Annotated in this window: 20 protein-coding genes and 1 pseudogene; 15 read left to right on the top strand and 6 right to left on the bottom strand. The window is 69.6% G+C overall.

What is annotated here, in order from left to right; translation table 11 throughout:
* Positions 1–84 precede the first annotated feature (84 nt).
* The 5 genes from groL to ACFYO0_RS09745 all read left to right on the top strand — a co-directional run bounded on the left by groL (position 85) and on the right by ACFYO0_RS09745 (position 5023).
* Positions 85–1752: a chaperonin GroEL gene (gene groL, locus ACFYO0_RS09765; RefSeq protein WP_388673041.1), complete on the top strand. Its 1668-nt coding sequence runs from the start codon at positions 85–87 to the stop codon at positions 1750–1752.
* 293 nt (positions 1753–2045) lie between these two features.
* Positions 2046–2372 (top strand): putative quinol monooxygenase, encoded by a 327-nt coding sequence (locus ACFYO0_RS09760; protein ID WP_388673039.1) that lies wholly within the window; start codon positions 2046–2048, stop codon positions 2370–2372.
* A gap of 115 nt (positions 2373–2487) precedes the next feature.
* Positions 2488–3414, top strand: coding sequence for a metal ABC transporter substrate-binding protein (locus tag ACFYO0_RS09755; protein WP_388673037.1), 927 nt, complete (start codon positions 2488–2490; stop codon positions 3412–3414).
* Entirely contained in the window at positions 3411–4154 is a 744-nt protein-coding gene (locus tag ACFYO0_RS09750; protein WP_388673035.1) for a metal ABC transporter ATP-binding protein, read from the top strand. Before ACFYO0_RS09755 ends, ACFYO0_RS09750 begins: the two co-directional genes overlap by 4 nt.
* Positions 4151–5023 (top strand): metal ABC transporter permease, encoded by an 873-nt coding sequence (locus ACFYO0_RS09745; RefSeq protein ID WP_388673033.1) that lies wholly within the window; start codon positions 4151–4153, stop codon positions 5021–5023. Before ACFYO0_RS09750 ends, ACFYO0_RS09745 begins: the two co-directional genes overlap by 4 nt.
* A 35-nt stretch (positions 5024–5058) precedes the next feature.
* Here ACFYO0_RS09745 and ACFYO0_RS09740 read toward each other — a convergent pair.
* Positions 5059–5212: pseudogene (locus tag ACFYO0_RS09740) on the bottom strand (IS110 family transposase); the annotation flags it as partial.
* A 610-nt stretch (positions 5213–5822) separates the two neighbouring features.
* On the opposite strand from ACFYO0_RS09740, the gene ACFYO0_RS09735 reads away from it, so the two are divergent.
* From ACFYO0_RS09735 to ACFYO0_RS09705, 7 genes are all read left to right on the top strand, one after another.
* Positions 5823–7022 carry an XdhC family protein gene (locus tag ACFYO0_RS09735; protein WP_388673031.1) on the top strand — a complete coding sequence of 400 codons (1200 nt, stop codon included), beginning with the start codon at positions 5823–5825 and terminating at the stop codon, positions 7020–7022.
* 105 nt (positions 7023–7127) lie between these two features.
* A complete protein-coding gene (locus ACFYO0_RS09730; protein ID WP_388673029.1) occupies positions 7128–7256 on the top strand; it encodes a hypothetical protein in 129 nt (42 codons plus the stop codon).
* A 292-nt stretch (positions 7257–7548) separates the two neighbouring features.
* Positions 7549–8190, top strand: a complete 642-nt coding sequence (locus ACFYO0_RS09725; protein WP_388673027.1) for a (2Fe-2S)-binding protein — start codon at positions 7549–7551, stop codon at positions 8188–8190.
* A 12-nt stretch (positions 8191–8202) separates the two neighbouring features.
* Entirely contained in the window at positions 8203–9183 is a 981-nt protein-coding gene (locus tag ACFYO0_RS09720; protein ID WP_388673025.1) for an FAD binding domain-containing protein, read from the top strand.
* The gene (locus ACFYO0_RS09715; protein WP_388673023.1) at positions 9180–11369 is read left to right on the top strand and encodes a xanthine dehydrogenase family protein molybdopterin-binding subunit; all 2190 of its coding nucleotides are present in this window, start codon (positions 9180–9182) and stop codon (positions 11367–11369) included. The genes ACFYO0_RS09720 and ACFYO0_RS09715 overlap by 4 nt, the downstream gene beginning before the upstream one ends.
* A gap of 944 nt (positions 11370–12313) precedes the next feature.
* Complete coding sequence (locus tag ACFYO0_RS09710) at positions 12314–13558, top strand: amidohydrolase family protein (RefSeq protein ID WP_388673021.1); 1245 nt, start codon at positions 12314–12316, stop codon at positions 13556–13558.
* Between the two features lie 252 nt (positions 13559–13810).
* Entirely contained in the window at positions 13811–14359 is a 549-nt protein-coding gene (locus tag ACFYO0_RS09705) for a MarR family winged helix-turn-helix transcriptional regulator (RefSeq protein ID WP_388673019.1), read from the top strand.
* A 478-nt stretch (positions 14360–14837) separates the two neighbouring features.
* Here the strand turns inward: ACFYO0_RS09705 and ACFYO0_RS09700 are convergent, their stop codons facing one another.
* From ACFYO0_RS09700 to ACFYO0_RS09690, 3 genes are all read right to left on the bottom strand, one after another.
* Positions 14838–15017, bottom strand: a complete 180-nt coding sequence (locus ACFYO0_RS09700; RefSeq protein WP_388674208.1) for an SDR family oxidoreductase — start codon at positions 15015–15017, stop codon at positions 14838–14840.
* 76 nt (positions 15018–15093) lie between these two features.
* Complete coding sequence (locus tag ACFYO0_RS09695) at positions 15094–16365, bottom strand: amidohydrolase family protein (protein WP_388673017.1); 1272 nt, start codon at positions 16363–16365, stop codon at positions 15094–15096.
* 440 nt (positions 16366–16805) lie between these two features.
* On the bottom strand, positions 16806–17477 hold the full coding sequence (locus tag ACFYO0_RS09690; RefSeq protein ID WP_388673015.1) for a DNA-binding response regulator: 672 nt from the start codon (positions 17475–17477) through the stop codon (positions 16806–16808).
* A 72-nt stretch (positions 17478–17549) separates the two neighbouring features.
* Between ACFYO0_RS09690 and ACFYO0_RS09685 the strand changes: the two genes are divergently transcribed.
* Together ACFYO0_RS09685 and ACFYO0_RS09680 are read left to right on the top strand one after the other, a co-directional pair.
* Complete coding sequence (locus ACFYO0_RS09685) at positions 17550–18398, top strand: aldo/keto reductase (protein ID WP_388673013.1); 849 nt, start codon at positions 17550–17552, stop codon at positions 18396–18398.
* 510 nt (positions 18399–18908) lie between these two features.
* Positions 18909–20285 carry a metallophosphoesterase gene (locus ACFYO0_RS09680; protein ID WP_388673011.1) on the top strand — a complete coding sequence of 459 codons (1377 nt, stop codon included), beginning with the start codon at positions 18909–18911 and terminating at the stop codon, positions 20283–20285.
* 302 nt (positions 20286–20587) lie between these two features.
* Here the strand turns inward: ACFYO0_RS09680 and rraA are convergent, their stop codons facing one another.
* Together rraA and ACFYO0_RS09670 are read right to left on the bottom strand one after the other, a co-directional pair.
* On the bottom strand, positions 20588–21070 hold the full coding sequence (gene rraA, locus ACFYO0_RS09675) for a ribonuclease E activity regulator RraA (RefSeq protein WP_388673009.1): 483 nt from the start codon (positions 21068–21070) through the stop codon (positions 20588–20590).
* Between the two features lie 182 nt (positions 21071–21252).
* Positions 21253–21939: a GntR family transcriptional regulator gene (locus ACFYO0_RS09670; RefSeq protein ID WP_388673007.1), complete on the bottom strand. Its 687-nt coding sequence runs from the start codon at positions 21937–21939 to the stop codon at positions 21253–21255.
* A gap of 249 nt (positions 21940–22188) precedes the next feature.
* Between ACFYO0_RS09670 and ACFYO0_RS09665 the strand changes: the two genes are divergently transcribed.
* Entirely contained in the window at positions 22189–23385 is a 1197-nt protein-coding gene (locus ACFYO0_RS09665; protein WP_388673005.1) for an ABC transporter substrate-binding protein, read from the top strand.
* Positions 23386–23405 lie beyond the last annotated feature (20 nt).

Below are 23405 nucleotides of genomic sequence, written 5' to 3'. Positions count from 1 at the left end.
CACGCCCGGCCGCCGCCACCGTCCGTACACCTGCCGCATTGCGTACGCACCTGCCCGAGCCGTACCCGAAGGGACGACACCGCCATGGCGAAGGAACTGCGCTTCAATGCCGAAGCGCGCGCACTGCTGGAGAGCGGGGTGAACGCGCTGGCCGACGCCGTGCGTGTCACCCTCGGTCCGAAGGGCCGCAACGCGGTCCTGGAGAAGCTGACCGGGCCGCCCACCATCACCAACGACGGCGTCACCATCGCCCGCGAGATCCAGCTCAAGAACCCCTTCGCCAACATGGGCGCCCAGCTCGTGAAGGAGGTGGCTACCCGCACCAACGGCGACGTCGGCGACGGCACCACCACCGCCACCGTGCTCGCCCAGGCGATCGTCCGCGAGGGGCTGAGGGCGGTCAACGACGGTGCCAATCCGGTGCTGTTGAAGAACGGCATCGAAGCCGCCGTGGCGGCCGCCGTCGACTCGCTGACCACCCAGTCGCGCCCGGTCCGCACCGACGGCGAACTCGTCCGAGTAGCCGCCCTGTCCGCCAACAACGACCCCGCAATCGGCGAGGCCATCGCCCAGGCCGTGGCCCGCGTCGGCCGCACCGGCGTCGTCACCGTGGAGGAGTCGTCGGCCTTCGGGATCACCGTCGAGTACGCCGAGGGGCTGGAGTTCGACAGCGGCTGGATCTCCCCGTACATGGTCACTGACCAAGGACGCATGGAAGCCGTCCTGGAGAATCCGTACCTCCTCTACTGCGACACCAAGATCACCAAGGTGCAGGAGCTGATGCCCGTCCTCGAGCTGGTGATGCGCACCGGCTCCCCGCTGGTCGTCATCGCCGAGAACGTCGACGGGCCCGCACTCGGCATGCTCGTCACCAACGCGGCGCACGGCACCTTCCGTTCGCTCGCCGTACGCGCTCCCGGCTTCGGTTTCCGGCGCATCGCCGAACTGGAGGACATGGCCGCGCTCACCGGTGGCCGGGTCATCACCGGTACCGCGGGCCGCACCCTGGAGAGCGCCACCCTCGACGACCTGGGGCGCGCCGAGAAGGTCATCGCCACCGAACGCTCCACCGCCGTCCTCGGCGGCGCCGGCGGCGACGAACGGGTGGCCGAACGCATCGAGAACCTCAAGATCGAGATGGAGCGCGCCACCAACGAGCACGACCAGGACAAGCTCGGCGAACGCATCGCGAAACTCTCCGGCGGCGTCGCCGTCATCCGTGTCGGCGCCGCGAGCGGCGTCGAACTCAAGGAGAAGCAGATGCGCCTGGAGGACTCACTCGCCGCCACCCGGGCAGCGGCCGAGGAGGGCGTGGTGGCGGGCGGTGGCGCGGCGCTGCTGCACGCCAGGGCCGACATCGCCGCGCTCGACGGACCCGAACCCGGCCGCGGCGACGGGGACGCCGCGGCGGGCCGCGCCATCGTCGCCAAGGCGCTCGCCGAACCGCTGCGCTGGATCGCCATCAACGCCGGTCTCGACCCCGACGAGGCGGAGAACAAGGTGGCCACGCTGCCCGTCGGCAGTGGCCTGGACGCCTTGCGCGGCGACTACGCCGACCTGCACCAGCGCGGGATCATCGACCCGGTCAAGGTCACCCGCAGCGCGCTGCTCAGCGCCGCGTCCATCGCCGCCCTGCTGCTCACCACCGAGACGCTGATCGTCGAGGAGATCATCGGCAATCCCGGCTCCATCCACTCCCCGGAGATCGGCGACCTCGCCGAGGGGCTGCCGCGGCCGTCCAACATCCCGTAACCAGAGGCGTGTTGGGTGGCGGGGCGGGTGCAACGCCCGCTCCGCCACCATGCCCCGCGGCGGTCCCACGCCCTTGGGCCACCTGAACGTCCGCGCCTCGCGTCCGACAAGGAGAACAGCGACGCGTACAGGCGGCTCGTCGGCCCTGCAGTGTCCCTCGCCTTCGCGTGACCACGTACTGCGCCTGAGGGGCAGCCCGGTGGTGGCGCTCGACGTGGCTTTGCCGACGAGCGTGTTCGCGGGCTGAGCGCCCCTTCGTACGTGTTCCAAGGAGCCGTCTCAAGGAGCATTGAATGATCTTCATCGCCGTACGATTCACCGTCCGCCCGGAATACCGAGACCAGTGGCTCGACCGCGTGGCCGACTTCACCGCCGCCACCCGGGCCGAGCCCGGCAACCTCTTCTTCGAGTGGTCCGTCGACACCGCCGACCCTGGGCGCTTCGTCCTCCTGGAGGCGTTCGCCTCCCAGGAGGCGGGCGCAGAACACGTCAACTCCGACCACTTCAAGGCGGCGATGGCCTGGATGCCGGACGTGGTGGCCGTGACACCCGACATCATCAACGTCGAGACGGAGGGGCAGGGATGGTCGCGGATGGCGGAGGTCACACCACGGAAGTGACCGCGCCGGGCAGCGGGCGTTCTCGCGCTGACCGGTCGGTTCGGCCGACCCCCGCAGGGAGCGTCCGGTGCCTGATGAACCTGTCCCTTGCCATCTCTGTCCAGCGGAGCCACACATGCCGAAGAGATTCGCCCGCAGCGCCTGGATCGCCTGTGCGACGACGATGGTGTTCCTGCTGGCCGCATGCGGGATCGGGAGCGCGAGTGCGGCCCGTGCCGAGCGGCCGGTTGTCCTGACGACGTTCACGGTCCTGGCCGACATCGCCGCCAACGTCGCGGGAGACCACCTCCGGGTGGAGTCCATCACCAAGGCCGGTGCGGAGATTCATGGGTACGAGCCCACACCGGACGACATCAAGAAGGCAGCCGGAGCGGATCTGATCATCGACAACGGCCTGCAACTGGAAGCGTGGTTCGGGCAGTTCGTGGCCGAAATCGACGTGCCACACGCGGTGGTCAGCGAAGGAGTCACGCCGATCGACATCGCCGAGGACGCCTACCGGGGACGGGCCAATCCGCACGCGTGGATGTCACCGCTGAACGTGCAGATCTACGTGGACAACATGGTGAAGGCGTTCAGCGACCTCGACCCGGACAACACGGCCGCGTTCAAGGCCAACGGCACGAGCTACAAGCGACAGCTGCAACGGCTTCACGACGAACTGGTGGGTGCGCTGGGCCGCCTGCCGGACAATGAACGTGCACTGGTCACCTGTGAGGGCGCCTTCTCCTACCTGGCACGCGACGCGGGCCTGACCGAACGGTACGTCTGGGCCGTCAACGCCGAGCAGCAGGCCACTCCGCAGCAGATCACCCGCACGATCGAGTTCGTCGAACGGAACAAGGTCCCCGCGGTGTTCTGCGAGTCCACCGTGTCCGATGCTCCGATGCGCCAGGTCGTCTCGGCTACCGGCGCGCGGTTCGGCGGTGTGCTCTACGTCGACTCGCTGTCCGGACCGGACGGTCCCGTGCCCACCTACCTCGACCTGATCCGCCACGACGCGGACACCATCGTCAACGCGCTGACCGGGACCGCCCGATGACCGCGCCGGCGATCCACGTCGAACAGGCCACGGTCCGTTATGGCGACGTCGTCGCACTCGATCGCGTCACTCTGTCGCTGGCCGCCGGACGCGTGTGCGGGCTCGTGGGGATGAACGGCTCGGGCAAGTCGACGCTGTTCAAGACCATCATGGGTTCCCTGAAGCCGGACAGCGGCACAGTGCGCGTCAACGGTGGCCCGCCCAAACGGGCACGCAAGTCCGGAGCGATCGGCTACGTACCCCAGAGCGAGGACGTGGACTGGGCGTTCCCGTTGTCAGTACGGGACGTCGTGATGACCGGCCGCTACGGGCACATGGGCTTCACCCGGCGCCCGCGTCGCGCCGACCACGAGGCTGTGGACCACGCCCTGGAGCGAGTGCAGCTCACCGACCTCGCCGACCGCCAGATCGGACGGCTCTCCGGCGGCCAGCGCAAACGCACGTTCGTCGCCCGCGGAATCGCCCAGGGGGCCGGCATCCTGCTGCTGGACGAGCCCTTCGCCGGTGTCGACAAGAGCTCGGAGGCCACTATCACCCGTCTGCTGCGCGAACTGGCCCGCGACGGGGCCGCCGTCCTGGTGTCCACCCACGACCTGCACGCTCTTCCCAGCCTCGCCGACGAGGCGGTCCTGCTCATGCGCACGGTCCTCGTTCACGGCTCACCGGACGAGGTCCTTCAGCCCGACAACCTCGCGCGGGCGTTCGGTCTGGACGCACTCCGGCGAGAGGAGACGGTGTGACCCTCTACGAGTTCCTCCTGGAACCCCTCACGTACAGCTTTATGGTCCGGGCCCTGGCAGCTACGCTCGTCGCGGCCGTGGTCTGCGCGGTGCTGTCCTGCTGGCTGATACTCATCGGCTGGTCGCTCATGGGCGACGCCGTCTCCCACGCTGTGCTGCCCGGCGTGGTACTGGCCTACATCCTCGGTGTGCCGTTCGCGTTGGGCGCCATCGTCTTCGGCGTGCTGGCCGTCGCGCTCATCGGTGTGGTCCGGGACACCAGCCGGGTCAAAGAGGACGCGGCGATCGGCATCGTATTCACCACCCTGTTCGCGCTCGGTCTCGTGCTGATCTCGGTCACCCCCAGCCAGACTGACCTCAACCACATCATCTTCGGCAGCCTGCTCGGCGTCGACAGCGCCGACCTGATCCAGATCGCCGCCCTCGGCGCGGTGACCCTCGCTGTGCTGATCCTCAAGCGCCGCGACTTCACCCTCTACGCCTTCGACCCGACACATGCACAGGCCATCGGCCTGTCCCCCCGTCTGCTCGGCGCCGCCCTGCTCGGGCTGCTTGCCTTCACCTGCGTCGTGGCTCTCCAGGTCGCCGGCGTCATCCTGGTCGTGGCCATGCTGGTCATCCCCGGCGCGACCGCCTACCTGCTGACCGACCGATTCCAGCGCATGCTGCTCATCGCACCGGTCTTCTCCGCGGCCGCGGCCGTCGCGGGCCTGTACCTGAGTTACTACCTCGACACCGCCTCCGGCGGCATGATCGTCCTGGTCCAGGGCACCGTGTTCGCCCTCGTGTACCTCTTCGCCCCACGCCACGGGCTCATCGGCAACCGGATCATCAGACACCGACGCCGACATCAGCAGGCACACGTGTGAACGCCCCGGCGAACAGTGGTGGCGGAGGGCCCCGTGGCCCAGGTGACCTGACGGCCGTCGGCCAGGCCGAGGACCTCCCCGATCACCTTTCAGCAGCTCGGGCTCATCGTTGGCAACTCGTCGCGACAACAGCGTCTTGCCGTCGGTATTCAGCGCGGGGCCATGATGGTGTCCTCTGCTGAGCCGCATGGACGGGCGGCTGTGCCGCTATGCGTACTCGCCGAGCGCCGCGCACGGTCCGCAGTCCCACGTCCGCAAGAACATGCCCCCCTCCCGGTAGGGGTGCTCCGCCAACAACCCGAAGCGCAGTGCACGGCTGGGTCCCGCGCCCAGTCGTCGGCGTGGGCGGCCCTCTTGCCCGTTGGGTGTCGGCGACCCGGCGTGCGGGATCGGAACACCATGTCTGTGGATGTGCCCCCATTGGATCGACCTGAGTGCGCGGATCTTGTTCGGACTCGGCTCGCTGCAGAGCCATGCCGGACGCGAGAGCTCGATCAGTGCCACCTCCAGAATGCGCTTCCGATTGCGCTGTGCGTTCGACTGCTGAGGCCCGTCCCGCCTCAACTCCGCTCACTCTCCTCCCGGGTTTACATCCCAGCCTTGCTAACCGGACTGCGGTCCGCTACGTTCTCGGAGTAGCGGACAGCGGTCCGCTTAGTGACGCGGCGGCGCCGGATACGGCCAAGACCCATGGCCGACTATCAGCCCTCGTGCCCAACAACGCGCCGGTACGCGACCGGCGTACGCCACTACCACCTGCCCGTCCGACCCAATCGCGTTCTGTCCGCGGAGGGACCAAGTGCTTGACATCGCCCACGAGTTGAGTGGATGGATCGAAGAGGGCAGGGAGTTCGCCGTGGCCACCGTGGTCGGCGTCAGCGGCAGCGCACCACGCGGACTCGGGGCGGCTCTGGCCGTCGATCGCGACGGCAACGCCGTCGGATCGGTCTCCGGCGGTTGTGTGGAAGGAGCCGTTTACGACCTCTGTACGCAAGCGCTCGAGGCCGATGGCAGGTCGGTCGTCGAACGGTTCGGCTACAGCGACGAGGACGCCTTCGCCGTCGGTCTCACCTGCGGTGGGATCATCGACATCCTGGTCACGCCGGTCACCGCCGGCGCACCGGGCAGCACGGTCTTCCGGTCCGCCCTGACCAGCGCCGCCCGCAACGAGCCGGCAGCCCTCACACAGGTGTTCCGCGGCCCGGCCGATCTCCTGGGCAAGAGCCTGCTCGTTCGCCCCGACGGCACCTACGAGGGATCGCACGGAGACGACCATGCCACGCTGGACCGGACCGCGGCCGCCCAGGCGCACGCCCTGCTGGAGGCTGGCCGCACCGGCACGGTCGAACTGTCCGCGAGCGCAGCGAGACGGGGGTCCCCCCGGACGGAGTCTGGGGGAGGATCCCACTGTCCTGGCGGTCTCACCCTGCTCGTCGAAGCGAACATGCCGTCACCCCGCATGATCGTGTTCGGGGCGATCGACTTCGCGGCGGCACTGGTCAGGGTCGGCAAGTTCCTCGGCTTCCACGTCACCGTGTGCGACGCCCGCCCCGTCTTCGCCACCCGGGCCCGCTTCCCGGACGCCGACGACATCGTCGTCGACTGGCCCCACCGCTACCTCCTGAGCACATCGACCGACGCGCGCACCGTCCTGTGCGTTCTCACCCACGACGCCAAGTTCGACGTACCCCTGCTGAACGAGGCTCTGCGGATGCCGGTCGCCTACGTCGGTGCCATGGGCTCCCGCCGCACTCACGCCGACCGCGAGCGCCAATTGCGCGAAGCCGGCCTGGGCGAGCGGGAGTTGGCCCGGCTCAAGTCACCGATCGGCCTTGACCTCGGCGCCCGTACGCCCGAGGAGACCGCCCTGTCCATCGCGGCCGAGATCATCGCCGCCCGACACGGCGGCACAGGCGTCCCCCTGACCAACGCCCAGATGCCCATCCACCGCGACGCAGGTCAGCTGGCCGTACTGCGGGCCGTACTGGGAGTCGCCTGAAGGCCGCGCCCGACGCGTCACAAGTAAGGCATCCGAGCCTCTCCGGACGGGGGTGGAGACCAGCAAGACCACATCCATATACCGCAGATCATTTTGGAGACTGTCATGAAGTCCCGCATCCTCAGCCGCCGCGTCACTCTCATCGGCGTCGGTGTCCTCACCACAGCCGCACTGACCGTGGGCACCACCGCCTTCGCCGGCACGACCTCGGCCAACGACAACACCATGTTCTGACCCACGCAGGGGTCCACACGATGGCGCCGGGTGATGCGGATCCTGTCCGGCTCGCCGCGTCCCGGGTGCTGCTGCGGCCGGGGGAGTCGGAGTGCCGAGCATCAGTCCGCCGCGCTCAACGCACTCCTGAACGCAGCATCCCGCCCTGCCGTCCGGCGACAACCACCCTGCTCCTACCGCCCGTTGACGGAACAGCAACCCGCCTGGGCAACGGGCACGGGGCGCCCTCGCGGGGGCACAGCCACCCGTAAGTCCCTGACAACCACCTGTATCCCAACAAGGGAGAGTGGACATGTCCACCGAGCTTCCTGACTCAGCCGCATTTCCATCCGCCGAGCCTCCATCGGCGCCGACCCGACGTACATTCATCGCGACGACCACCGTGGTCGGAGGGGCTGCCCTGGCCGGCGGCCTGGTCGCGGCGCCGCCCACGCTCGGTGCCGAGGAAGCGGTGGCCGCCGAGGCGCCGCCCGGCAGTCGCGTTTCCTTGACCGTCAACGGCGTCCGTCGCACCGTCACGGTCGACAACCGCACCTCGCTGCTGGACCTGCTGCGCGAGCACCTGGACCTGACCGGCGCCAAGAAGGGCTGCAACGCCGGTGCCTGCGGCGCCTGCACCGTCCTGGTCGACGGAAGCCGGGTCAATTCCTGTCTGACACTGGCGGTGCGGCTGGAGGGCGCCGAGGTCACCACCATCGAGGGCCTGGCCAAGGGCGACCAACTGCACCCGCTGCAGCAGGCGTTCATCGACGAGGACGCCTTCCAGTGCGGCTACTGCACCCCCGGCCAGATCGTGTCCGGTGCCGCCTGCATCCAGGAGGGCCACACCGATTCCCCGGAGGAGATCCGGGAGTGGATGAGTGGCAACCTCTGCCGCTGCGGCTGCTATGTGAAGATCGTGCGCGCGGTCGAGCAGACCGTCCGCGGGAAATGAGGCCCGGCCACCATGTATCCCTTCTCCTTCACCAAGGTCTCCGACACCCGGGGCGCCCTCGACGCCGGTCGCCGCGGCGGGCGTTACATCGCCGGCGGCACCACCCTGGTCGACCTGATGCGCGAGACCGTCGAACGCCCTGAGACGCTGGTCGACATCAGCGCCCTGCCCTTGCGCGAGGTCACGGCCACCGAACGCGGCGGCCTGCGGATCGGCGCGCTGGTGCGGATGGCCGAGGCCGCCGCCCACCCCAAGGTCCGCACCCTCTACCCGGTGATCTCCCAGGCGCTGGAGCTGAGCGCGTCGCCCCAGCTGCGGAACATGGCCACGATCGGCGGCAACATCATGCAGCGCACCCGCTGCACCTACTTCCGTGACGTGACCGCAGCCTGCAACAAGCGCGAGCCGGGCTCCGGCTGTGCGGCCCGCGACGGCTTCAACCGCACCCACGCGATCCTGGGCACGTCCGAGTCCTGCGTGGCCACGCACCCTTCCGATGCCGCCGTGGCCTTCGCGGCGCTGGAGGCGAGCGTGCACCTGCTGGGCCCGGACGGCGAGCGCACCGTCCCGTTCGCCGACTTCCTGCTGCGGCCCGGCAGCACTCCGAACCGCGAACAGGCGCTGCGAGAGGGCGAGTTGATCACCGCAGTGGAAATCCCGGTCTACCCGCGCCCGCTCAGGTCGGGCTATCTGAAGGTGCGGGATCGGCAGTCGTACGAGTTCGCCCTGACCTCGGCGGCCGTCGCGCTGCATATCCGCGGCGGGGTGATCCGCGAGGCGAAGGTCGCCGCCGGGGGAGTGGGTACCGTGCCCTGGAAGCTGCCCGCCGTCGAACGGCAGCTCATCGGCGAGCGGCCCTCGAAGGCCCTGTGGACCGAGGCGGCCGAGCGGGCGGCGGACGGGGCCCGCCCCCTTCGGCACAACCGCTTCAAGGCCGAGCTGCTCAAGCGGACCGTCGAACGCCAGCTGCGCACCGTAGGAGGCACCAAGTGAGCCAGCCACAGGCAGCCGTCGGCGCGTCCGTCGCCCGGGTCGACGCACGGCTGAGGGTCACCGGGAGAGTGAAGTACGCCGCCGACAACAGCCCCGACGGGGTCGTGCACGCCGTCATCGTCGACAGCAGTGTCGGCCGCGGCCGTATCACCGGCATCGACGCCCGCGCCGCCCTCGCCCAGCCGGGCGTTGTGAAGGTGATCAGTCACCTCAACGCGCCCAAGCTCCCGCCTCTGCAGGGGGGATGGCCGCCCGCGACGTCGCTGCGTGCCTTCCAGGACGACCGCGTCCGGTTCTTCGGGCAGCCCGTCGCGGTGGTGGTGGCGACCACTCTGGAGGTGGCACAGCACGCCGCGAGCCTGGTGGAGGTCTCCTACGACGCCCAGTCTCCCTCGACCGACATAGGTGCCGCCGACCCCACGGGCAGTCCCCAAACCTATGCGCGCGGCGACGCGGACGGGGCACTGGAGACCGCCGACGTCAAGCTGGACCTGGCGTACCGGATGGCCCGCAACCACCACAACCCGATGGAGCCGGCCGGCACCGTCGCCCGTTGGGACGGTGACAGGCTCACCCTCTGGGAGAAGACCAACTGGGTGGGAGGTAGCGTGATGACCATGGCCGCCGAGTTCGGCATGGCGCCGGACAAGGTCCGCATCATCGCGCCGGTCGTCGGCGGCGGCTTCGGCAGCTCCGGCCGAACCTGGGTGCACACCGTCATCGCGGCCATGGCCGCCCGCGAGGTGAAGCGCCCCGTGAAACTCGCGCTCACCCGCAGGCAGACGTACTTCGGTGTGGGATACCGGCCCGCGTACGAGTACGGCCTGCGGCTGGGCAGCGACCGGCGGGGCCGCCTGACCGCGTCAGCGCACGACGTCCGCGCCGAGACTTCCAGCTATGAAGCGTTCAGGGAAGGCGTTCTCGTTCCCGGCCGGATGCTCTACAGCACGCCCAACGTCCGCCAGACGTACGGGCTCGTACCGCTGGACGTGAACACGCCGACGTACATGCGCGGCCCCGGCTACGCCAGCGGCGCCTACCCCGTCGAGTCGGCGATGGACGAACTCGCCCACGAACTGGGTCTCGACCCGATCGAGCTGCGGCTGCGCAACGAACCCGCCGACGACGAGTCCAGCAATCTGCCTTTCTCCACCCGCCGCCTGCGCGACTGCTACCGCGCCGGCGCCCGCGAGTTCGGCTGGCACCGGCGCAACCCCAAGCCCCGCTCGACGCGCGACGGTGACTGGCTCATCGGTATGGGGATGGCCGCCGGTGTCTACGACACCCAACGCGGCGAGGCCCAGGTCTCGGTCAGGTTGGACGCCGACGGCACCGCCCTGCTGCAGTCCGCCACCAGCGACATGGGCCCCGGCACGGCCACATCCATGACCCAGGTCGCCGCCGACGCCCTCGGTCTGACCATGCGCCAGGTGACCTTCCGGCTTGGCGACTCCCTCATGCCCCCGGCCACCATCCACGCCGGATCGCGGACCATGGCCAGTGTCGGCTCCGCCGTCCTGGACGGCGGCGACAAACTGCGCAAGCAGGCGATCAAGCTGGCGGTCGAGGACGAAGGATCACCGTTGCACGGCGTTGATCCCGCCGACGTCGTGGTACGCGGCGGCCGGTTGCACGTCAAGGACAACCCCGCGCGCGGGGAGACGTACCAGCGGCTCCTGGCCCGCAACAACCGCACCCACCTCGAAGCGCTCGGCTCGTACGCCGGGGCGCCCGAATCGGAGAAGTTCTCCTTCTACGCCTACGCCGCGACCTTCGCGGAAGTAGCCGTCGACGCCCGCCTCGGCCTGGTACGGGTCCGGCGCATGGTCGGTGTGTACGACGCCGGCCGGATCATCAGCCCGAAACTCGCCGACAGCCAGGCCATCGGGGCCATGGTCGGCGGCATCGGCCAGGCCCTCCTCGAGCACACGGTCACCGACCACCGCGACGGCCGGATCGTCAACGCCAACCTCGCCGACTACCTCGTGCCGGTCCACGCCGACATCCCCGCTGAACTGAAGGCCATCTACATCGACGGGGAGGACTACGAGGCCGACCCGATCGGCGTCAAGGGCCTCGGTGAGATCGTCATCGTCGGAGTGGCGCCCGCCATCGCCAACGCGGTCTTCAACGCCACCGGCCGCCGCATCCGCGAACTGCCCATCACCCCCGAAGCCCTCCTCTGAACACCCGGGTGGGTCGGTCCACGCGCCGGCCACCCAGGCGTTCCCACCAACGTCCGGCGGCGTACGACACGACTCCGCCGGGCATCAGGGCCGCCGCCGAGACCTCCTCCCCCGGGGCACGGCGGCGGCCCGCTCAAGCAACCCGCTTCTGACGTAGACGACCGTGGACAGGGCGAAGGAGGCGAGCCTCGCCGCGCAGCGCACCTCTCCCGCCCGGAGAGAGGGAGTAACCCCTCAGCCAGTAATCCGTCCGGACATCAGGTGCCGGCGTCCGCCGCGTGCGTGGTGGTGCCGGGGCCGCCGTTCCTCGCTCGGCGGGCTGTGTGCCTTCGGGATCGGCGAGCCGGGCGAGTGTGAGGCCGCGTCGAGCGTGACCGCCATGAACTGGGCGGCGGTGAGGGCGCGTTGGGGCCCGACGTCATTGCGTATCGGGACGAGGGCGTGCGCCGCCCGAAGCCCTTGCTAAGCGGACTGCTGTCCGTTAGCTTTTACCTCGCTACCGGACCGCTGTCCGGTTGAGTTGTTCGCAACCGGTGGCCGCATGCGGCGTGAACCCCGAGGGGTCGGCGTCGCCGGTCCACCTGGCGCCGGCCCTTGGCTGCGAGTCGATCTGCCGCGCCGTCAGCCTTCGGGTGACCCCGGAAGGCTTCTCGGCATCCAAGGGGCGTGAGCGACGTCGGGCACCTTCGGGCGCCATGGCCGCGGCCACACGTCGACGGGATTCGATGCGTCGCTTTCGCCCTTCGGGTCCCAGGCCACTTCCAACATCGCCAGTCCTTCCGAGACAACGGAGACGAACCATGAATCTGCCCCGCCGAAACGTGCTGACCGGGGCGGCCGCCGCCGCGGCCGCTGTCACTCTGAGCGGATCACCGGCGACCGCGGCGCCCGGTGGAAGTCGGCACACCGGCTCAGCGCACCTGGCGGGAGAGACTGGCAGTGGCATGCCGAAAGGCCGCATCCTGATCCGCAACGGCCACGTCATCGACACAGAGCCCCAGCCGGTCGCCCACGCTCACACCGACGTCCTGATCGAGAGGGGCAAGATCACCGCCGTCGGGCGCAACCTCCCGTCCAAAGGCGCCACCGTCATCGACGCCACCGACCGCATCGTGCTCCCGGGCTTCGTGGACACCCACCGGCACGTGTGGCACTCGGCGCTGCGCAGCGCGGCCGTGGACGTCGACCTCGCCGCCTACTTCCGCCTCCTGGGGCAGGTCGGCCCGAAGTTCCGGCCGCAGGACGTACACATCGCGACGCTGGCCGGCGCGCTGGAGTGCCTCGACGCCGGCATCACCACCCAGCTGGACTTCGCGCACATCGCGTACTCACCCGAGCTCGCGAACGCCGCCGTCGGCGCCCTGCAGGAGGCGGGGCTGCGTGCGGTCTTCGGCTACGGCACCCCGGTCAACGTCACCGGGGGCGGGAGGCTCGCCGACGTCCGCCGGATCCGCGAGCGTCTGGCCGACGACAACGCGCTCGTCACCATGGCGTACGCCCCGCTCGGCCCCTTGTCCACCACGATGGAGACGGTGGCCAAGGACTGGCGCATAGCCGACGAGCTGGACCTGCCGCTGACGATCCACCTCGCCAGCAGCCCCACCAACGAACAACCCGTCTTCGCCCTGCGCGAGGCCGGCCTGCTCCGCGAGAAGACCCTCTACGTCCACGCCAACGGCATCGGCGACGACGAGTTGAAGCTGATCGCCGACTCGGGCGCCACCGCCTCTGCCACGCCCGGCGACGAGGCCGGCCGCCTGCGGCGCGCCGGCATCACCACAGGCACCGGCGTCGACACCGTCGCCTTCGCCCCCGGCGACATGTTCTCCACGATGCGGGCAGCGCACCTCGCCGGCCAGATCGCCGAAGACCCCCAGCTGACCGCCAAGAACGTCCTGCGGATGGCCACCCTGGACGGCGCCGCCGCGATGGGACTGGCCGACCGTACCGGCTCGCTGCGCCCCGGCAAGCAGGCCGACATCATCATGCTCCGCCTGGACGACCTCAGCATGCTCACCGCCGAGCGCGACCCCATCGGGGCGGTGGTCACGGCGGCGCAGTCGCACAACGTGGACACGGTCCTTGTGGCAGGGAAGGTCGTGAAGGCCGCGGGCCGGCTGGTCCACGCCGATCTCCGCCGTACCGCCAGGGCCCTGCGCGCCACCGCGGCCGCGATCAGCGGTCGCTGACCGGTAGCCACCGCCTCCGGCCCGGACCGCAGAGAGCTTGATCACCGGCACCGACCCGCCGCTGCTCATCCGAACCACGGTGGGGCCCGAGGCCGAGGGCAGGTCGCCTCCCGAGAGGCCGGCGTGCGGCTGTGGATGCTGGAGCAGACTCTCGGGATCACGCCCGCGATCGAGGGCGAGGGAAGCCGAAGTCGCGCCGCGAGGTGAAAGCTTTCCGTAAAGCTATTGCGCTAGTGACCTATAGTTTAGAAGGTGACAGCGACATCAGATCCCGTGGACGAGTGGATTCAGGCGTGGCGTGCGGAACTGCCCGAGGTCGTGTTCCCCTCGTCGGAGCTGAGCAAGCGGATCATGTTCCTCTCCGCGGCCCTGGACCGCATCACGCGGCGCGATCTGACCGAACTCGGGCTGACGGTCGCTGAGTGCGACGTGCTGGTGACGTTGCGCAGGGCCGGTGAGCCATACCGCATGAAGCCCAACCAGTTGGCCCGCTCCCTGATGCTTTCCACCGGCGGTACCACCAACGTCACCCACCGACTGGTGGCCCGCGGCGCCGTCGAGCGGGAGGACGACCCGGCTGACGCCCGAAGTACCTGGATACGGCTGACGCCGGACGGCATCACGCTCGCCGAGCGCGCGGTCCTCGCCATGTCGGCCGAGCACGACGCCTTCTTCGAGGGTGTGCCGGCAGAAATCGTCGATGCCGCGACCGCCGCACTTCGGGACCTCATCACCGCCTGCCCGGCCCTGCTCCCTCGCGGCTCCGCGGCGCGGGACGCCCGAGCCGAGGGCCGGGTCTGAAGAAGCCGCCGTCACGCACAGTGACGCCGGTGCCGAGAAGCTCCGGGATCTCGATTACGCGTCCGCGCTGCGCGCGGCCGTCTCGGGTGCATGGGCGGTGTACATGATTCCTGCTCTGGCAGGCGTAGTCCGTGCCTGTCCTCGGTGGAGTCCGTGCCCCCACTTCTCCGGCCCGCTGACGACCGTGGCTGAGATGGTCGCTGTCATCGCGGTGCGAACGGTGTCGACCTACGACCGGCCGGCTGCCTCTCGTGTCCGGCCCCTGGAGTCAGCGGTTCGACAACACCCCACGGAGGCGGTCGGCATGCTCTCGACTTTCGCCCCCTGATCTTGCGAGGAGCCCCGCGCGTGACCGCGCGGGGCTCCTCAGGCTGAGCTTCGGGTTGTGCGCAAGGCCTTTCCCAGCGCTCGAAGGCGTTGGTGGGAGTCGTTCACGCGGGCTTCATCTGTGCGACGACCTGCGCGCCCCTGCCGGTTTTCAGCGACGTCGCAGGCCGCCGTCGACCAGGTGGACCTGGCCGGTGATGAACGAGGCGTCGTCGGAGGCGAGAAACGCGACGAGGTTGGCGACGTCTTCGGGGGCCTGCTGTCGCTGCAGGTTCTGAATGTCGACGTAGTGGGCGAAGGCCTCCTCGGAGAGGTGGGAAGTCGTCCGGATCCGGCAACGTTCGATCAGTGCCGACCCGACCGCCGCTTACGGGACAGCTCCGCCTGCGACGTAGTGGGGCCGCGGGTCAGTGATCATTGACGGTGGCTGCGGTGGCGCGCAGTGCACGGACGGCCTGGGTGAGGTCGCCGTGGAGGAGCTTGCCGCTGGCCTTCACGACTTGTCCGGCCACGAGGACGGTGTCGACGTTGTCGGGGTTCGCGGCCGTCACCACAGCGGCGATCGGGTCGCGTTCGGTGGTGAGCATGTTGAGATCGTTCAGGCGCAGCAGGATGACGTCGGCCTGCTTGCCGGGGCTCAGCGAGCCGATGCGGTCGGCCAGTCCCAGTGCGGCGGCGCCGTCGAGCGTGGCCATCTTCAGGACGTCTCCCACGGCCAGCGGAGGGTTGTCGGCGATCTGGCTGGCCAGCAACGCCGCGCGCATCACGGCGAACATGTCGCCGGGCAGTGAGGAGACCGCGTCGACGCCGAGGCCGACGGTGACGCCGGCGTTGCGCAGTCGGCCGGCCACGGGCGCGCCGACCCGCATCTGAGCTTCTGTGGCAGGTGTGACCGAGGCGGTGCCGCCGGACTCGGCGATCAGCTTCAGTTCGTCGTCGTCGAGCGAGTTCCCGTGCACATACAGGGTGTTGCCGTGGAGCAGGCCGTGCTCGCGCAGGGCGGTGATCGGCCGCGCGGCGACCGGACCGCTGCTGACGTGGATCGTCAGGGGGAGGCCCAGCTCGTCGGCCAGGTGCCAGTCGGCGGTCACGGTCTCGATCGGTGAGAACGACGGCCCGGCCGGGGCCAGCGACATGGTGACCAGGGCGTGGTCGTCGGACAGGCGCTCGCTGCGGATCCGGCGTATGTCGGAGGGGTGCTGGTCGCCGTGGAACGGGAAGCCGTAGCCGAACACGGTGCGCAGCCCTGACGTGTGGAGGGCGTCGATGGCCGCGTCGGCGTGCTCGGGGGTGTGCAGCGCGTGCGAGTAGTCGATCAGGGTGGTGATGCCGGTGTCCAAGGCATCCAGCGCGCCGACCAGGGTCGCGGCGTGGATGTCCTGCGGCCGGAACCGCGGACCGTACTGCCCCAGGACCAGCCCCATGTAAGCGCCCAGGTCCAGGTCTGCGGCCCCGGCGCGCACCGCCGTCTGCCACAGATGCCTGTGGGTGTCGACGAACCCCGGCAGCACGATCCGGTCGCTGGCGTCGATCACGGTAGCGCCGTCGGCCGACAGTCTTGGCCCCACCTCGACGATCCGGTCGCCCTCGATCAGGACATCGGTGCCGGGCCGGGCGATCGGCGCGGGATCGGTGTCGATGACGTAGCCGTTGCGCAGCAGGAATCGGGACTCGGCCATGGCCGCATCTTCCTCTCATAGGAAAGCTTTCCTGAAAGCTACCTTGAAAGTAATGTGCTGGCAACAGCCTCCTCGTCGGGGCTGGCGAAACGGTCGTGCGCCTCGGCGGCGTGGTGGACCGAGCGGTGTGCTCGCCGCTGGTCAAGTTGTTTCGATTCCGCTGGGCTCGAGCCCCGTGGGGGGCGTCATGACGGGGCGGTTCCGCCCGGACGACCGCGCCCACCGCGGCCGGGATGTGAAATCGAGTCGGCTGGTGGCACCACCCCGGCCACCCTCACCCCACGTATGGGGAAGCCGCCGGGCATACGACCGACCTGGCGATGATGACGTGGTCGCAGGACCGGACACCGGAGGACACCGGGCCCAAGGCGGCGTCGGCCTCGATCAGGCGGGAACCGAACCTCGGCGCCTGACCCGCTTCGGCCCGGGCGAAGGTCTGCTCACCCGCGGGTCAGGCCCAACTCGCCCGCACGCATGCCGGCCTGGAAGCGGGAGTCCGCGCCCAGGGCGACGAGGAGCTCGGCGACCCTGCGGCGGTACGTGCGCAGCGACATGCCCAGTTCGCGTGCGGCGGTCACGTCGGTCATGCCGGAGCCCAGTGCATACAGCACCTCGCGGGCTTTCGTGTCGATCCGGGGCCGGTCGGCGTCGAAGAAGGCCGCCAGGTCGGTGGCCGACTCCCACGCGGCTTCGAACAGCGCGTACACCCCGCTGACCAGGGCGGGTTCGGCGCTCATCGTGTAGGTACGTTCACCACGACCGTGAGTGGACCGGGTCCGGGGCGTGGGGTCGGTGAGGAACATGGTTCGTCGGTCGATGAAGACCGTTCCCTGGCGCAATGGGGTGGTGGTGATCCGCACCTGCATGCCGTGGGCGGCCATCTCCCGCAGTATCTCCCGGTCGTGCTCGTCGGCGAGCACGGCGGGACTGTACAGCTTACGGGCCTGACGTGCTCCGTCACGTCGTATCCGCAGGCGGGCGGACTCGCGGGCGCCGGGCCAGGTGTCGAGGTCGCGTGCGGCGCTGACCCATTCCGCGTCAAACAACTCCACCAAGGGCTTGATCCGCGCGCGGAGCTCAAGATCACCTTTGAGGGCCATGTTCTGTGGCATGCGTTCATTGTGCCTTTGGCAGCAAGGTGCCACAGCCTCGTCAGCGGGTTCCGGGCCGTGCAGGCTGGGCCCATGAGTAATGAATTCCGCCTCGGCGGCGACCTGGCCGTCAACCGCCTCGGCTTCGGCACCATGCGTCTGCCGTCCAAGGAGGGCATGGGCGGTCCCGCCCGCGACCCCGAGACCGGCCGTGCCGTACTGCGCCGCGCCGTCGAGCTGGGCGCCAACCACATCGACACCGCCGACTTCTACTTCAGCGCCGGTGGTGCGGTACGCGCGAACACCCTGATGCGCGAGGCCCTCCATCCCTACGCGTCCGACCTGGTCATCGCCACCAAGGTGGGCCCCGTCATCCGCGACGGCGGACTCCACCACGCCACCCCGGCCGACATGCGTGGCCATGTCGAGGCCAACCTCGAAGGCCTGGGCGTGGACCGCCTCGACCTGGTCTACCTGCGCATCGGCCGCATGGAACCTCCGCGCGGCGAGTCCCTCGCCGCCCGCTTCGAGGCCCTCGCGGCGCTGCGCGAGGAGGGTCTGATCCGTCACCTCGGCCTCAGTAACGTCGACACCGGCCATCTCGCGGAGGCTCGCGCGATCGCCCCGGTCGTGGCAGTGCAGAACGAGTTCCACGCCGCCAAGCGCAACGACGTGGAACTGCTGGCTGCCTGCGAGGAGGCCGGCATCGCGTTTGTGCCCTTCTTCCCGCTCGGTGGCGGCCGGGAACTCGACGACGAGCGGCTGGCCAAGGTCGCTGCCCGGCACGGCGCCACCGTGTCGCAGATCGGCCTGGCCTGGCTGCTGGCCTCCTCGCCGGTGACCCTGGCCATCCCTGGCACGGGCTCCCTCTCGCACGTGGAGGAAAACATGGCCGCCGCCGGGATCACCCTCAGCGAAGAAGACCTCGCCGACCTCTCGTGACATCCGGGGCTGTGAAAAGCCCCAAGGAGAACGGGGGCCGTCGAAACGCCTCAAGGAAAACCGTCCCACGAGTAGCGTTGTGATGACGGGCGCGACCGCCGGACACGGTAGGGACGAGGCCCGTCATCACGTCGGCCGACCCCCGGTTCCCGAGCGGACCGGCGCAGTGCCGGTGACCATGAGGCGACCTTCGTCGTCAGCCATCTCGTCCACTGCCTGTCGGCACGGGCTCTCCTGCTCGCCAGTGCCAGACGGCGGACGCCTGCTCACCACCAGGAGCGCCACACACACCCGGCCATGACGCCGTTGCCGCCCAGGACGCTCGAGCCGCGGGCCTTCGCGCGTCCCTCCGCAAGCGCCGTGGCGCACGCTCGAGCTTTCGCGCGCCTCGGGGCGCACGTCGTGCGGTTCGACGACCCAGCGGCCATGCCCAGGTCGGTGCCGTGCGGTTGTCCTCGTTCGGCCCGCGGGCCGAACGCCACGTTTTCGAGGGAAGGGCTGCGCCAGGCCGTGGTCATCGTCTTCGTCGTCATCGCAGTCGCCGTTCTGGCGGCGTTCGTCACGCTCCACTGGTACGCGTGGCGCCGTCTCATACGCGAAACCTCGCTCCCGCGCTCCACCCACCGGAGAGTCGGGAACGCCGTCTTCGTGGCCGGGCCGGTGCTCACGATCGGTGGTCTGGCGGGCGGATCGGCGGGAGTCCCCTTCGTCCTCCAGCGCGTCATTGCCTGGCCCGGAGACCTGTGGCTGGCCCTCTTCCTGTATCTGCTGCTGGCACTGCTGGCAGGCGAGGCCGTCCGGCCCGGGCTGCGGTGGTGGCTCGCCCGGCGGGACGCAGGCGCCGACACTGAGCGACGGGCCTCACCGGTGGTGGACACCACGGCTGCACGGCCCGGTGAGCCCGGTCCGGCGGAGGACCAGGATCAACTCGTCGCCTTCGGCGACAAGCGGTCCGGCCGGGCGGACCTCGGCGACTCTGGTACCGCGCAGGCCACTGCCGAGCCGGTCACGGTGCCGGAACACCCGCGCGGCCCGGAGCCCGAGCACTCGCCCGGCTCCGCTCCCTCGCGCCGCCTCTTCGTCTCCCGTGTCGTGGGTGGGGCGGCCGTGGCTGTGGCTTTTGGCACCGTCGGCTACGGCACGTACGGCGTACTCCGTGGTCCTGCAGTGAAGCGGCTCACCATTCCGCTGGCCAAGTTGCCTCGCAGCGCGCACGGCTTCCGGATCGCGGTGGTCAGCGACATCCACCTCGGCCCGATCCTGGGTCGCGGATTCTCGCAGCGGGTCGTCGACACCATCAACGCCACCCGGCCCGACCTGATCGCCGTCGTCGGTGATCTGGTGGACGGCAGCGTCGAGGACCTCGCCCCGGCCGTCGAACCACTCGCCCGGCTGCGGGCACGGCACGGCTCCTACTTCGTTACCGGCAACCACGAATATCTTTCCGGCGCCGAACAGTGGGTCGAGAAGGTCCGGGAGCTGGGGTTGCGCCCGTTGGAGAATGCCCGTACGGAACTGCCCGGCTTCGATCTGGCGGGCGTCAACGACGTCCAGGGTGAAGACGAGGGACAGGGCCCCGACCTCGGCAAGGCGCTCGGCGACCGTGACCGCTCCCGCGCCTCCGTCCTCCTCGCCCACCAGCCCGTCGTCATTCACGACGCCGTCCGCCACGGCGTCGACCTCCAGCTCTCCGGTCACACCCACGGCGGCCAGCTGTGGCCCGCCAACCTCCTCGCCGAGCTGGCCAACCCCACCGTCGCCGGCCTGGAGCGGTACGGCGACACCCAGCTGTACGTGAGCCGCGGCGCAGGGGCATGGGGTCCGCCGGTCCGTGTGGGCGCGCCGTCGGACATCACCGTCGTCGAACTCGCCTCGAAGCAGGCATAGCCCCTCTTCCGCACGCCGACGAGAAACCGCCACAACTGCGCCTTGTCGGCCCGCATGCAGCAACCGACCGCGTGCGAACAACCGACCGCGTGCGATGCACCGCAAGGAAAGCGATCCATTGACCGCCGCTTCGAACGGGGCCCGTCGATCGTCCGCGCCGTGGCCGCTGCCCATGGCGGCGGCGCCCGCACCGCGCCCCGGGAAAGCGGAAACCTGATCGTGACGGTCACCGTCCGGACGCCCCCCGGTCGTCCTGAGGGAAGTGTGTCGCATCCGGTATCCGGCCCCGGTACCTGCGGGGGTCAGGCACTCGGCAGGAGGACGACTCCGTCGTGGTCGGCGTGGAGGATGTCGCCGGGGATGAACGTGACTCCGCCGAACGACACGGGTACGTCGACGGCGCCTGTGCCGGCTTTCCCGCTCTTGCGCGGGTTGGTGCCCAGGGCCTGGATCCCGATTTCCATTCCGGCCAGAACGGCACTGTCACGGACGGCCCCGTACACGATCACGCCGACCCATCCGTTGTCACGTGCCCGCCCGGCCATCACATCCCCCAGGAGCGCGGTGCGCAGCGAGGCTCCGCCGTCGACGACCGCGACGCAGCCCTCGCCGGGTGTGCGGAGCAACTCGTGCAGCAGGGCGTTGTCCTCGCGGCAGGAGACAGTGCGTACGGGACCGGCGAAGGACTGGACGGCCCCGTACGAGGTGAACTGCACGTCACAGACGCGCAGGTGGTCTCCGTGCTCGTCGACGAGGTCGGCGGTGGCCATGGGTGTCGTGTGCATCGCAACTCCAGGGTGCGGTATCAGGGTTCACCGCGAGCTGCACCGGGTTCCGGGGGGCCGGAAAGGGGCGGTCGCGGAGGGGGATGGGCGTCGCGAAGCAGGCGAACTGGGAGTCGGGAGTGGCCCTTGCCCGTCCCCTGCCCCTGTCGGTGATGGCGCCGTTGGTTGTCACCAGGACGGAATCAGGTTCCGTCGGCGGTGTCGGAATGACTGAGCCGCCACACTGCTGTCGCTCCGAGGCTGGTGTCGATGTGCTTGCGCATGACCTCTGCCGCGCCGGCGCTGTCGCCCAGGGCGACACATTCGACGAGGGCCTCATGCTGCTTGGCCTTCTGGTCCCGGGCGTCCTGGCCCGGGTCCGTGCGGAGCGCCAGGAGGCGATAGCGGTCGGCCTTGTCCCAGAGGGCCTCCAAGGTCCCGATCAGCAGGTCGTTGTGGGACGCGGTGTAGATCGCGGCGTGGAAGCGGCGGTGTGCCACCAATTGCGCGACGCTCGGGTGGGGGTGAAGAGGTGCCAGGCCCTCCGCTGCGGCGCGGATGGCCTGGATGTCGGCGTTGGTGCGCCGTTCGGCAGCCAGTGAGGCGGCCAGTGGGTCCAGGGACCGTCGGATCTCCAGCAGATCGCGGGCTTCCTCCGCGCGCAACGGCGAGACCCTGGCGTCCCGGTGGGCGTCCAGTTCGACCAGGCCCTCGCTCTTGAGGCGGCGTAGCGCCTCGCGCAACGGCGTGGTGCTGATGCCGATGAAGCTTGCGAGTTCCCGTTGCTGGATCACCGAGCCGGGCCCCAGTTCCCCGGAGAGGATCCGGTCGCGGACCTGGCGGTAGGCGAAGTCGCTCTTCGTCTCGTACGCCTCAACCGGCTGCGACATGCGGCCCCCTCTGAGTATCGACGGTTATAACGTATCGCTTCGGCGGTGGTTGGCCAATGGTCATCCTACTCTGCGGGAGCCTGGTGAAATCGCCTTCCCTGGGAGTTCTCGTAAGGCGCTCATCCGGGATTCGCCCTGGCTGACGGCGCGCGGATTCAACCCTGAAGGGTTGACGTCATAGGTTATAACCGTCACTGTTTGCGGCGACTCACCTGAGGCGCACGTCTGGTCTCTTCAAGGAGGAAGAGCATGACCGCTACCCCCCGCAGGATCGTGCCGTATGCCGGCCAGGCCACCGCGACCGCACAACACCGCCGCCTGTTCCGGACCGCTCTCGCCCTCGGCGCGGTGGCGTCGCTCGCCCTGGTCTCGGCCTGTGGCTCCGGAGGCGAGGAGCCGGGCGCCGACAACGTCATCCAGTCCGGGAAGGCCCCGTCGTACTACCCGGCCGCGTACAAGGACGTCATCGCGGCGTCGAAGAAGGAGGGCGGCACCCTCACCATCTACTCCAACACGGACCAGGAGAACTGGGCGCCGATCTTCCGCGACTTCCAGAAGAAGTACTCCTGGGTCAAGAAGATCTCCGCCAACAACCTCGACAGCGACGAGGTCTTCCAGCGGGTCCTCAGCGAACAGGCCACCAGCGGTTCACCCGCGGACGTCCTGGTGTCGAACGCCCCGCAGGCGTGGGCCGACTTCGCGGAGCGCTCCGGAACCCTGATGCCCTACAAGTCGCCCGAGCTGGCCAAGCTCCCCGCAAGCGCCACGCTCCTGCCGAACGTGTACTCGATGTCGATGGACCCGATGTCCCTCATCTACAACTCCTCGCTCGTCAAGGAGAAGCCCACCGGGCTGAAGTCGCTCGCCGACATCGTGGCCAAGGACCCCGGCACCTACAAGGGCAAGATCACTACGCGCGACGTGGCCGGTGCCTTCGGATTCTCCGTCTCCCACGCCTTCACCGACGCCCGGCCCGAGGCGTGGGCGTCGCTGGAGAAGCTGCTGCCCCTCGGCAAAGCCGAGTCGTCCTCCGGCACCCAGTTGGAGAAGGTCCTCTCGGGTGAGTACCTCGCAGGCTTCTTCGTCAGCGCCGGCCCCGCCTATCCCAAGGTGGAGCAGAGCGGCGGTCTGCTGGACCTGACGTTCCTCGACGACGGGACCGTTGTTCTGCCGCGCGGCGTCGGAATCGCCGCCAAGGCCCCGCACCCCGCGACAGCCAAGCTGTTCACCGACTTCGTCCTCTCGGCGGAGGGCCAGCGCGCCGTCGCCGAGGGCGGTCTCACGTCGTACCGCGACGGCATCGAGGCAACCGACGGCCGTCACACCTACCAGGAACTGGTCAAGGCCGTCGGCGACAAGAACGTCATCGACGTCAAGTACACCAAGGTCCCCGACGACGAGGTGAAGACGTTCACCACCCGCTGGGACGGGCTCCTCGGCCGCTGATCCGCCAGACCCACGAAAGG

The organism is Streptomyces sp. NPDC006365, assembly GCF_042870755.1.
Lineage (GTDB): Bacteria > Actinomycetota > Actinomycetes > Streptomycetales > Streptomycetaceae > Streptomyces > Streptomyces xiangluensis.
This window is presented reverse-complemented; position numbering and strand designations above follow the sequence as displayed.